Here is a 12,355-nt window from a genome sequence, read left to right on the forward strand (position 1 = left end):
TGACCGACGTCCAGAATCCGTTTACCGCCCTCTTCTGGCAGCAGCCACCTCGGCTTGCTCATTTGCGACCAATTCTTAGGGCGTTCGCGACCACCACCAGCGAACTGGTCGACATCCCGATGGCCGCCGCCCAGGGTGGCACCATGCCCAGAGCCGCCAGGGGCAAGGCAATCACGTTGTAACCCAAAGCCCAGCTGAGGTTTTGCCGAATGATTTTGCGTGTTAGGTGAGCGCACTGGAAAGCCCGCTCCAGGGCCATCAAATCACTGCCCAGCAAGACACTGTCAGCCCGTGTTTGCGCGAGATCGCTCGCCCCGCCCATGGCCACAGAAACAAAAGCACCACTGAGTACGGGCACATCGTTGATGCCATCACCGACCATCAACACTTTTTCACCGGCTCGGTGCGGCTCTCCCGACGGCCCCTGCAGTGATTGCACATAGGCCAGCTTCTGATCCGGGCTTTGGTTGGATTGCCAGTGGGCAAACCCCAGCTCAGCGGCGACTCTGGCCACTTCACTTTCACCGTCACCGCTGAGTAATTCCACCTCAATGTTTCGCTCTTGCAACGCGGCAATCAGGGGCGCTGCGGTATCGCGCAAGCGGTCCTGCAACCGTATCCAGGCAAGGCCGCCCTGCGCATCCCCAAACAACAACCACTGCCCGGGGCGCTCGGGCAGTGGCGCGCCCGGACAGACGAAATCCGCTTTACCCAACCGGAACTGCTGGCCATGCCATCGCCCCTGCACACCTGCTCCGGTTATCTGCTGCAGATGATCCGCAGTGAGCCCTCGCCCATAGGGCATGAAGGCCTTGGCAATGGGGTGAGTGGACCCGGTTTCCAACGCGGCGCATTGGGCCAAATACTGCCCTCTTAACTCTTCACTGAGGGGCTGGCCGGCCATGTCCATGACGTCCACCACCTGCGGACTGCCCACCGTTAAGGTGCCGGTTTTATCAAAAATAACCCTCTGCACCTGTGTCAGGCCCTCCAGCACATGCCCGCGCGTAACCAGCAGACCGTGCTGGCGCAACCAGGCCACCGCGGTCGTCAGGGCCGCAGGAGACGCCAGCGACAAGGCACAGGGACAGGTCACCACCAGCACGGACAAGGTCACCCAAATAGCCTGACCCGGATCGATCTGCCACCAGGCGAAAGCGACCGCACAGGACACCAGCAATACCGCCGCGACAAAATACCCCGCCAGGCGGTCAGCCATCGCCACCTGTGTAGGCTTATCCTGCTGCGCCTGCTCCACCAGCCGTTCAATGGCCGAGAGCCTGGTGCCTTGACCCACCGCAGTCACTTCAACCCGCAACACACTGTCCGTGTTTAACGTCCCGGCGATCACCTCATCCCCAGGGAGTTTTTCCACCGCGTCTGGCTCACCGGTTAACAGGGTCTCCACGACGCCACTGCGACCTTCCAGTACCCGCCCATCACAGGGGATACTGGTGCCGCTGGCCACCAGCACGCAATCGCCCACCTGCAGTTGCCGCAGGGGCACCGTCTTCCAGGTGCCGTCAGACGTTTGCAGCTCGGCCGTCGCTGGCAGTATTTGCGCCATACGATCCGAGTCGATGCCATTGCGGTGACGCGCCCGCATCTCCAGGTAGCGGCCCCACAACAGAAAAAAAGTAAACATGGAGACAGAGTCGAAATACACTTCACCGCCACCAAACACCGTGGCCCAGCAGCTGGCAAGATACGCACCGCCAATGGCGATGGAGACCGGCACATCCATGGTGAGATGACGCGCCAGTAGTGAGCGCTTGGCCGCGACGAAAAAAGGCTTCGCGCTGAAAAAAACGACCGGGGTTGCAATCAGTAAGCTGAGCCAACGCAGGTACACCTGCCAACCGGCGTCGGCACCGCTGTAGAGTGCCACGGCCACCATGCCCACTTGCATCATGCCAAAACCGGCCACCGCCAATCGCATCAGCGCCGTGCGGTTTTCTTTTTCGCGCAGCTGTTGCTGCTGATCTTCGGTTGCCGGTACCGGCGGATAACCGATGTGAGACAGCGCCGCCATGATCTCGCTGAGGCGAATAACATCGGCATTCCAATTCACCAGGCAGCGGTGAGTGGTTGCGTTCACCCTCACCCGCTCAACCCCGGCAAGCTGAGCCAAGTGATGTTCGATCAACCACACACAGGCGGCACAGCTGATGCCTTCCAGAAGCAATTGGGCCTGCTTTAACGCGGGTGACTCATTGTCAGAGGTTTTGGCAGAGGTTGTGGCAGAGGGCGTTTCAAGGCTGTGCACAAACTCAGCCTGTACCTCGGGTAAATCATAGATGGCGAAGTTCGCCGTCTGTTCATTGGGGCGAGGATTGTTTTCGGTGCGAAAACGATAAAAATTTTCCAGGCCGCCAGATACGATGGCCGAGGCCACCGCCTGACAACCAGGGCAACAGAACGCTCGTGCCTTGCCATCAATCTCCAGAGAAAAATGACTGTGGGAAGGAACGTTTAAGCCACAATGGAAGCACCCCGAAGCAGCGGCAGTCACTCATCGCCACCAAAGGTCAGACTGGAACCCTTGGCCAAATCCAGCTCCCCAATCACCCGCCAATCCTCCAGGTCGGGGGCGGCGTCACCCAGCTCCGCCCGGGTCACGGGAACCGATGTCAATCTCACGTACCAGCGATTCAACAAACGCTTTTCCAGCTCGCCCTGATAGCGACCGGGCACCACTTCATGCAGCACAATCATGGTGTCGTGGTCCGCTTCCAGCGGGTGATCAAAATACAGATCCAACTGGGCAGGCAATTCATAGCCGGAGTCAGTACTGGCGATGGTTAACATCACATCCCCCACCTCTTGATCGACGGTGAGCTGGCCAGACAGACCCAATTGATGAGCATGTCGATCCTGATCAACCCGCTGATTGATCATTCGACCTTCCTTGTAGTAATTATCCAACACCATATCGTCTGCGCCCTTGACGATGATCGTCAGAAAAGGCACCCAGATCACCATGATGATCAACAGTGGAGCCAAGACAAACCACGCCCAGAACTGCTTATACCAGGGGCCGTTGTCTTTACCGTTCAAATTTTTGTCAGTCATAACACTCAAGTTTCAGTCGCAGTCGGTTGCATGGTTGGCGAGCACACCCCGCAGGGATCGCAGCGCAAACGGGTTAGTGCGCCATTCTACCACTGACAACCCTAACCTGACGATTTCCGACGCAATCTTTACGCTACTTGGCGCGGCTCACAACATCGTCAGCACCCTGAAAACTCACACAGAGTGGTTTTCAGAAACGGCAACCACTCATTGTCACGGCCGCGTCTAACAGCCCGCCCCGTTTACTCATCCAGCCCCTGGCTGGGGCCAATAAAGCTGGCCTTTTCCCTCGCGGTAATGGTGGGGTCTTTTTTCGCCGTCACAATAATGTTGATGACATTTTTCGACGATTTCAGCTGATCTTTTGGAATTGACACCCGCACCGGCAAGGTGAAGATTTCGCCCTCTTCCAGCTCCATTGGACGATAGCCACGAATGCGGAAGTCTCCATCGCCCTCTACGGCAATATCGTAGCTGTGCGCATGGCGGTCCATATTGTTGATTTTAACGGTATAGACATTCTGCACCTGATCATGGGACAGGCGGTACAAGCGGGCTCCCCGATCACGAATCACATCCACCGACAGTGGCTCACGCGTGCCGACGGTGTAGACAAATGCCGTCATCATCACCAGTACGGCGACAATATAACCAAACAACCTGGGGCGCAGAAAGTGGGTCTCTCCGTTTTCCAATTGATCCTCAGAGGTATAGCGAATGAGCCCCGGCTCATAACCCATCTTATCCATCACCTGATTACAGGCATCGACACACAACCCACAGTTGATGCAGTCGTATTGCAAGCCGTCGCGAATATCGATATCCACCGGGCACACCTGCACACACCATGAGCAGTCGATGCAATCCCCTTTGCCTGCCGCCTTGTAGTCTTCATTGGGCTTGCGTGGGCCACGGCTCTCACCGCGTGACTTATCATAATGTACCGCCAGTGTGTCGGTGTCGTACATGACCGATTGAAAGCGCGCATAGGGGCACATGTATTTACACACCTGCTCGCGCAACCAGCCAGCATTCATGTACGTCATGAAGGTGAAAAATAACGTCCAGAAAGCGGCCACCGGACTGATGCCAAAGGTCACCAGCCCGGATTCGGCAATGGAGGGCCAGAAGCCCAGCAGCAGCTCTCGAATGGGCGTGAAATAGCCTACAAAAGTAACGCCGGTAATAAAGGCAATCAATATCCAGAGAAAGTGCTTGCTGCCTTTACGGGCCACCTTTTCCAGACTCCAGGCCTGCTTGTCCAGCTTCATCATTTTATTGCGGTCACCCTCGCAAAAATGTTCGGCCCAGATAAACATCAATGTCCAAACCGTCTGCGGACAGGTAAAGCCACACCAGACCCGCCCGACCAGCACCGTCACCGTGAACAGGGTAAACGCGGCAATGATCAGCAACCAGGCCAGCAACATGCCGTCCTGTGGCCAGAAGGTCATCCAGAGAATGTGGAATTTTCGCGCCGGCAGATCAAACAACATCGCGGGCCGATCGTCGATCACCAACCACGGCATCAACAGAAAACCAACAATCAGCGGCAAACCGGTATAGCGGCGGATATTTTGATAGAAACCGGAGATTTTACGGGTATACACTCTGCCGCTAGAGTCATACAACATCCGGTAACGTACATCATCACCGGCCTGCTCTTCTACGGTTGGGATTTTATCGCCCATTCTCTGCTTCTCCTTAGGAATTACTCAACGGCAGGCTGCCGCAATGGCTGGCCCTCCTTCGCCCCCAGGCTCTTCGGCCATTAGTGAGGTGATTAATCATCACGGTACATTGGTAAACATCTTGGCACTGAGTGCGGCTCCGGGCTGGCAACCACAACGGTTAAACCCGGCAACGGCTGGCTTCGTGGCTATAAAACCCAGTGTGAAGCGCCGTTAAACTGACCGTAGCTGGCAGCGTAATTGTCCCGAACACCAGATTGCCCATCAGCTCAACACCTAGCTAAGGAACAGACAACACCAAACCAACGGTTATAACATTATAACTCTTTTAATGGTTGACCTTACTTGATCAAAGACAACCTTTAGGGATCGGGAAAAAGTTGCGCCAGTTTAAAGAAAGCGGCTCGTCGCTCGAAACAGAAAATTGCTTTTTGCCTTAGCTGTAAAAGCGTTAACCCTTCAGCCATTACACTAAAAACAGACAGCCTTCGCGCCAACAACCGTCAACCCCAAAATCGCCCACAACCAAACGGTCAAAGCCAAAAACAACAAAGCCCCGATAACGGGGCTTTGCAGGACTCTCACAACAGCGAGAAATTACTCCACATCTTGTGACAAGCTGTAAACGTAAGCCGCTAGCAGGTGGATTTTATCCGCACGCAACTTGTCTTTCTGAGCCGGCATCTGGTTAGAGCGACCGTTGCGGATCGAGTGACGGATGCCTTGAGGCGTACCCTCATACAACCAGATATCGTCCGTCAGGTTAGGCGCGCCCAAACTCTGACTGCCCTTGCCGTCAGCACCGTGGCAAACCGCACAATTCTGCGCAAACACCTGCTGACCCGTAGCGGCCAAAGCAGCGTCGTGTTCCTGACCGGAGATCTGCAACACATACTCGGCAGCGGCTTGAACATTTTCTTCGCCGATGACCGGTCCCCAAGGTGGCATAGCCCCACTGCGACCATCCGTAATGGTTTTATGAAGACTCTCGGGGTCACCACCGTACAGCCAATCGTCATCGGTCAGATTCGGGAAACCGTAGTTGCCCCCAGCGTCCGCGCCGTGGCACACCGCACAGTTGTTGGCAAACAAGCGCACACCCATCTTCAAGGCCCGTGGATCCTGAGCCACTTCTTCAATCGGCATGTCGGCAAACTGGGAAAAGCTTTCACCGTAAGCCTCTTCCGCTTTTTGCTGTTCACGCTCTAACTGATTGTGCGAGGTCCATCCCAGTATCCCTTTCCATGACCCCATGCCCGGGTAGGCGATCAGGTAGAAGACAGTAAAGACAAACGTGGCCAGAAACATGTAAAACCACCACTTCGGCAGGGGGTTGTCATATTCTTCAATACCATCGTAAACATGGCCGGTGGTGGCATTCTCCGGCTCACTTTCATCGCTAACAGCAACCTTGCGGTTTGCCATCAACACCCAAAACAGCAGCACCAGGTTTACCGTGGTCAGAACGATGATCCACAAACTCCAGAAAGTACTCATAATCAATCCTGTTTTTTCTTGTCATCTCCGGAAGACTTTATTGAGTCTCCGGAGCTGTTGATCTCATCATCACTGAACGGCAGATTTGCAGCTTCGTCAAACTGCTTCTTGCGGCTGGGTGAAAACGCCCACCAGCAAACCCCCATAAAGGCGATAAACACCAGTACGGTCGACAAGCTGCGAAAATCATTAATATCCATGATGGAGCCTCAAATCATTAACGTTTTTGTTGCAGCAACAGACCCAGCTGCTGAAGATAAGCCACCAGCGCATCCATCTCGGTCACACCTTTGACCGCAGCCTGAGCTCCGGCAATATCTTCATCGGTGTAAGGTACGCCGACTGAACGCAGAGCGGCCATTTTCTTGCCAGTGTCTTTGCCATCCAGCACGTTATCGAACAGCCAGGGGAACTCTGGCATGTTGGACTCAGGAACCACGTTACGAGGGTTGTACAAGTGAGCTTTGTGCCAGGCATCAGAGTAACGACCACCGACACGGGCCAGATCAGGACCTGTGCGCTTGGAGCCCCACAAAAACGGGTGATCGTAAACCGACTCGCCAGCAACAGAATAGTGGCCATAACGCTCAACTTCTGCACGCAGTGGACGAATCATTTGTGTGTGACACACGTGACAACCTTCACGGATGTAAATGTCACGCCCCTCCAGCTGAACCGCGTTCCAGGGCTTCAGGCCCTCGACCGGCTCAGTGGTTTCCTTAAGGAAAAACTGAGGAACGATTTCAACCAGGCCACCGAAACTGATCGCAACGACGACCAGTATCACCATCAAGCCAATGTTCTTTTCTACGATATCATGATTTTTCACAGTCGCTTCTCCTTAGGCCGTTTGCGGCTGCGCGTTGGTAACTTCGTCTTCTGACTCAGTCATGGTGCGATAAGTGTTGTAAGCCATCAGCAACATACCGGCCAGGAAGAAAGCCCCACCGATAGCGCGTACGAGGTAACCGTGATGACTGGCGGCAACGGCTTCTGCAAAGCTGTATGTCAGGGTGCCATCGGCGTTAAATGCACGCCACATCAAACCCTGCATGATGCCGTTGACCCACATCGCAGCGATGTACAGAACCGTACCAATGGTCGCCAGCCAAAAGTGCGTATTAATCAACTTCACACTCCACATGGCTTTACGGCCACTCAGGATCGGCAACAGGTGATAAATAGCGCCGATAGAGATCATCGCAACCCAACCCAGGGCACCGGAGTGCACGTGGCCCACGGTCCAGTCGGTGTTGTGAGATAAGGCGTTAACCGTCTTAATCGCCATCATCGGCCCTTCGAAGGTAGACATACCGTAGAACGACAGAGAAACCACCAGGAAGCGCAAGGTAGGATCCGTGCGCAGCTTATGCCAGGCACCGGACAGGGTCATAATACCGTTAATCATGCCGCCCCAGGATGGCGCCAGCAGGATCAGTGACATCACCATACCCAGGCTCTGGGTCCAGTCCGGCAACGCCGAGTAATGCAGGTGGTGAGAACCGGCCCAGATGTACAGGCTGATCAAGGCCCAGAAGTGGACGATGGACAACTGGTATGAATACACCGGACGGCCCGCCTGCTTCGGCACGAAGTAGTACATCATCCCCAGGAAGCCGGCGGTCAGATAAAAACCGACCGCATTGTGCCCATACCACCACTGGATCATGGCATCCATCGCACCGGAGTACATGGAATAGGATTTGGTCAATGTCACAGGGACAGCCATGCTGTTGACGACATGCAGCAGGGCGATGGTGACAATGAAAGCGCCGTAGAACCAGTTCGCCACATAAATGTGGGACGTGGTGCGTTTAACAATGGTGCCGAAAAACACAATGGCGTAAGACACCCACACCAGCGTAATCAGGATATCGATGGGCCATTCCAGCTCAGCGTATTCTTTGGCGGAGGTCATACCCTGCGGCAGCGTTATCACCGCCAGAAGAATCACCAGCTGCCAGCCCCAAAAGGTAAATGGCACCAAAAAGCCGCCAAACAACGGCGCACGACAGGTCCGTTGCACCACATAATAAGAGGTAGCAAACAAGGCACAGCCACCAAAGGCGAAAATAACCGCATTGGTGTGCAGGGGGCGCAAACGCCCGAAGTGCGTGTATGGCTGGAGGATGTTGTTTAACTCCGGCCAGACAAGCTGGGAAGCGATAAGCACACCAATAGCCATTCCAACCACGCCCCAAACGACGGTCATAACGGCAAATTGGCGTACTACGTTGTAGTCATATGCAGGCTGCTCTCCAGCCGCTGCCAGGTTACTACTCATAGTGACGATCCTAATTGGTTTTAATAGTAAGGAAGTTAAGTTTCAGAATTCTTGACTTCATCAGGCCGGGCACGCCTTCCCACCAGTCCAGTGAGGCCCGGCCTTGCGCCTGCCAGCCTGAATTTGCATCCGCAAATTCAGGCAAATTAGATGCCTCTCAATAACCACAAAGTGTAGGCCATAGAGCATTTTTTGCTCATATCACCCGACACGACATGGCATCCCCCAAAGAAAGAGGAAGGCATCTCGGCAAAAATTATTTCAGGTCACGACCTTTTCCGGCAGCAATGCGCAAACGCAAAGCATTCAGTTTGATAAAGCCAGCCGCGTCTTTTTGATCGTAAGCGCCAGCATCGTCCTCGAACGTGGCGATTTTTTCATCAAAAAGGCTGTCTTCAGAACGGCGGCCGACCGCAGTCACAGAGCCCTTATAGAGCTTCACACGAACCTCGCCGTTAACGACCTTCTGAGACTCGTCGATCGCGGCCTGCAGCATCTTGCGCTCCGGACTCCACCAGTAGCCGTTGTAGACCATATTGGCGTATTTCGGCATCAGCTCGTCTTTCAGGTGCGCCGCTTCACGGTCCAGAGTCAGAGACTCAATGGCACGGTGGGCTTTCATCATGACAGTACCCGCCGGTGTCTCGTAGCAGCCCCGGGACTTCATGCCCACGTAGCGGTTCTCAACGATGTCCAGACGACCCACACCGTTCTCGCCAGCCACTTTGTTGAGGTATTCCATCACGGTGGCAGGACTCATGGCTTGACCATCAATGGCCACGATGTCGCCCTTTTCGTAGGTCAGGACCAAATAGGTAGGCTTGTCAGGTGCGGCTTCCGGTGAAACCGTCCAGCGCCACATTTCAGGGTCTTCCGCTTCCCACCAGGGATCTTCCAGGTTGCCACCTTCATAGGAGATGTGCAGCAGGTTGGCATCCATTGAATAGGGAGACTTTTTCTTACTGCTGGCAAAATCCACAGGGATGTTATGGTCTTCGCAGTATTTCATCAGGGTTTCGCGAGAGGTCAAATCCCATTCCCGCCAAGGGGCAATCACCTGCACCCCCGGCATCAAGGCGTAAGCACCCAGCTCAAAACGCACCTGGTCATTGCCCTTGCCCGTTGCCCCGTGAGAAATGGCATCGGCACCGGTTTCCTTGGCAATCTCGATCAATCGCTTGGCAATCAGCGGACGCGCAATGGAAGTACCCAACAGGTACTCGCCTTCGTAAATGGCATTGGCGCGGAACATGGGAAAGACAAAGTCGCGGGCAAACTCTTCACGGAGGTCATCAATGTAAATTTCCTTGATGCCCATGGCTTGTGCTTTAGCCCGTGCAGGCTCTACTTCTTCGCCCTGACCAATATCAGCTGTGAAGGTTACAACTTCACAGTTGTATGTCTCTTGCAGCCACTTGACAATCACAGAGGTATCTAACCCTCCGGAATACGCCAGTACGACTTTTTTGACGGATGACATATGCATCTCCCACGCAATCACGGTGTGTTTGTATCGCCCGCGACAAAATGCCGCAGGCACTGGAAATTTTGGGCGCAAATTGTAGCTCTTAATGCCACTAAAGCCCAGTTAAATGCAGGGTTATTCATGCTAAACAATGGTACTTATCGGTAAAACTATAGCCGCCCCAGCCCCGCCTGCGCATTCTGTAGCCATCCTGCCGAGAGAGTGACCAAAGCTGTAGCCCGTCAAAATGTCGACCAGCCCGGGATGGTCAATTCGACCACCTTTTCAAGCCCCCACGGTCGAGCAGCTCAAATCAAGCGGCTCAGGCGCCCCATCTTGTCACTCACGGCCAGAACACACATGGAATCCGGGCGCTCCAGACCACCCCCGCTCATGGTATGCTTAACAGCAGGCGTGGCAATCCTGTCCATTAGAACCATTTTTCGGTAGGATGCGCCACCGGATTTGGCACTTGCTTACACAGTAGCTGACCTAAATCAAAATTTGCCCGCCACTTTGGCCCGCCAACCGCCTTAAAGAGAGCCGCCAAAGTGCCTGCCACCGCTTCACCGACTGCATTCAGGAGCCAATCATGACCCAGAAACCATCCACCATAACCCTTCTGCGTCCCGATGACTGGCACATCCACTTGCGCGACGGTGCAGCGCTCTCCAGCACGGTTGCTGATGCCGCCAAAACCTTCGGTCGCGCCATCATCATGCCCAATCTGGTACCGCCTGTAATGAACGCAGCCCAGGCCCTGGAGTACAAGTCACGCATTCAGGCACAGATTCCCGCCAATACCGCCTTTGAGCCGCTGATGGTGATCTACCTGACAGACAACACCACCCCCGAACAGATTGCAGCAGCCCGCCAGGCCGGCGTCGTGGCCTGTAAACTCTACCCGGCTGGCGCCACCACCAATTCAGACTCGGGCGTCACGGACCTGAAAAAAGTCTACCCCGCCCTGGAAGCCATGCAAGAACACGACATGCGCTTTCTGATGCACGGCGAAGTCACGGACAGCGACATCGATATTTTTGATCGGGAAAAGGCCTTTATAGATCGCACCCTGGTCAATCTGGAAGAGCAGTTTCCGGAACTCAAAATGGTACTGGAACACATCACCACCAAAGATGCCGCCGAATTCGTCGCCTCTGCCAGCAACCATGTGGCCGCCACCATTACCGCTCACCACCTGCTGTTTAATCGCAATCACATGCTGGCCGGCGGCATCCGCCCACATTATTACTGCCTGCCCATCCTGAAGCGCAACATCCATCAGGAGGCCCTGATTCAGGCTGCCACCAGCGGTAGCCCTAAATTCTTTTTAGGCACTGACTCCGCCCCCCACGCACGCGACAAAAAAGAAGCAGCCTGCGGTTGCGCCGGTGCCTACACCGCTTTCCACGGCATCGAGCTCTACGCCCAGGCCTTCGACAATGCGGATGCCCTGGACAAGCTGGAAAACTTCGCCAGCGTTTTCGGGCCCGATTTTTACGGTTTGCCTCGCAATAACGACACCATTACCCTGTCCAGAACGGACTGGCAAATCCCTGAAACCCTGCCTCTGGGCGACGACATTCTCGCGCCACTGCTGGCTGGCGAAACCATTCACTGGAAGCGCACCGCTTAAGGACCCTATCTGTGACCATTCTGGAACCCGTAGTCGAGTCCGACTCCGACACCGCAAAATCCCCATTAGCGAAACGCTTTCGAGGTTTTTTACCCGTGATCGTGGATGTCGAAACCGGTGGCTTTAACTGCGATACCGACGCCCTGCTGGAAGTGGCTGCCGTCACCCTGCGCATGGATGAAAACGGATTGCTGCATCGACACGAGACTTTTGACTTCCATATTGACCCCTTCGAAGGGGCCAATATAGAGCAGTCTGCCCTGGACTTTACCGGCATCAATCTTGAGTGCCCGGATCGCCCCGCACTTCCGGAAATGATGGCCCTACCGGAGCTTTTCCAAAGCATCCGCAAAGCCGTTAAGGAGCATGGCTGCACCCGTGCAGTGATGGTTGCCCACAACGCTCATTTTGACCTGGGCTTCGTCAACGCTGCCGCCAACCGCTGTGAAATCAAACGCAACCCGTTTCACCCCTTCAGCTGTTTCGATACCGCCACCCTCAGCGGCCTGGCCTTTGGGCAAACCGTACTGGCGAAAACCTGCCAGATTGCCGGCATCGAATTTTCCAACAGCGAAGCGCATTCCGCAGCTTACGACGCCGAAAAAACAGCCGATCTGTTCTGCCTGATTGTCAACCGGTGGCAAGAGCTGGGCGGCTGGCCGTTACTCGAACAGCCCGAAGCTTAACACCAGCGAGGCGGCTGAAAAAAA

The 12,355-nt window shown here is 54.9% G+C and carries 10 protein-coding genes; 2 read left to right on the forward strand and 8 right to left on the reverse strand.

Annotated elements, in window-relative coordinates; genetic code table 11:
- Positions 1–58: 58 nt before the first annotated feature.
- The 8 genes from G8770_RS00690 to G8770_RS00725 all read right to left on the reverse strand — a co-directional run bounded on the left by G8770_RS00690 (position 59) and on the right by G8770_RS00725 (position 10,030).
- Positions 59–2,512 (reverse strand): heavy metal translocating P-type ATPase metal-binding domain-containing protein, encoded by a 2,454-nt coding sequence (locus tag G8770_RS00690; protein WP_167180716.1) that lies wholly within the window; start codon positions 2,510–2,512, stop codon positions 59–61.
- Positions 2,509–3,072, reverse strand: coding sequence for a FixH family protein (locus tag G8770_RS00695; protein WP_167180718.1), 564 nt, complete (start codon positions 3,070–3,072; stop codon positions 2,509–2,511). Before G8770_RS00695 ends, G8770_RS00690 begins: the two co-directional genes overlap by 4 nt.
- 242 nt (positions 3,073–3,314) lie before the next feature.
- The gene (ccoG, locus tag G8770_RS00700; RefSeq protein WP_167180720.1) at positions 3,315–4,763 is read right to left on the reverse strand and encodes a cytochrome c oxidase accessory protein CcoG; all 1,449 of its coding nucleotides are present in this window, start codon (positions 4,761–4,763) and stop codon (positions 3,315–3,317) included.
- A 597-nt stretch (positions 4,764–5,360) separates the two neighbouring features.
- Positions 5,361–6,260 (reverse strand): cytochrome-c oxidase, cbb3-type subunit III, encoded by a 900-nt coding sequence (gene ccoP, locus G8770_RS00705; RefSeq protein ID WP_208021964.1) that lies wholly within the window; start codon positions 6,258–6,260, stop codon positions 5,361–5,363.
- Between the two features lie 2 nt (positions 6,261–6,262).
- Positions 6,263–6,460 carry a cbb3-type cytochrome oxidase subunit 3 gene (locus G8770_RS00710; protein WP_167180723.1) on the reverse strand — a complete coding sequence of 66 codons (198 nt, stop codon included), beginning with the start codon at positions 6,458–6,460 and terminating at the stop codon, positions 6,263–6,265.
- Positions 6,461–6,477: 17 nt separating this feature from the next.
- Positions 6,478–7,089 (reverse strand): cytochrome-c oxidase, cbb3-type subunit II, encoded by a 612-nt coding sequence (gene ccoO / locus G8770_RS00715; RefSeq protein ID WP_167180725.1) that lies wholly within the window; start codon positions 7,087–7,089, stop codon positions 6,478–6,480.
- A gap of 12 nt (positions 7,090–7,101) precedes the next feature.
- Positions 7,102–8,544, reverse strand: coding sequence for a cytochrome-c oxidase, cbb3-type subunit I (gene ccoN / locus G8770_RS00720; RefSeq protein ID WP_167180727.1), 1,443 nt, complete (start codon positions 8,542–8,544; stop codon positions 7,102–7,104).
- Positions 8,545–8,800: 256 nt separating this feature from the next.
- Positions 8,801–10,030 (reverse strand): argininosuccinate synthase, encoded by a 1,230-nt coding sequence (locus G8770_RS00725; RefSeq protein ID WP_279537066.1) that lies wholly within the window; start codon positions 10,028–10,030, stop codon positions 8,801–8,803.
- A 571-nt stretch (positions 10,031–10,601) separates the two neighbouring features.
- Between G8770_RS00725 and pyrC the strand changes: the two genes are divergently transcribed.
- Positions 10,602–11,645, forward strand: a complete 1,044-nt coding sequence (gene pyrC, locus G8770_RS00730; RefSeq protein WP_167180731.1) for a dihydroorotase — start codon at positions 10,602–10,604, stop codon at positions 11,643–11,645.
- Between the two features lie 11 nt (positions 11,646–11,656).
- A complete protein-coding gene (rnt, locus tag G8770_RS00735; RefSeq protein ID WP_425049673.1) occupies positions 11,657–12,331 on the forward strand; it encodes a ribonuclease T in 675 nt (224 codons plus the stop codon).
- The last annotated feature ends 24 nt before the right edge of the window (positions 12,332–12,355 follow it).

Origin of the sequence: Pseudomaricurvus hydrocarbonicus (assembly GCF_011602365.1) — a bacterium.
GTDB classification, from domain to species: domain Bacteria; phylum Pseudomonadota; class Gammaproteobacteria; order Pseudomonadales; family Cellvibrionaceae; genus Pseudomaricurvus; species Pseudomaricurvus hydrocarbonicus.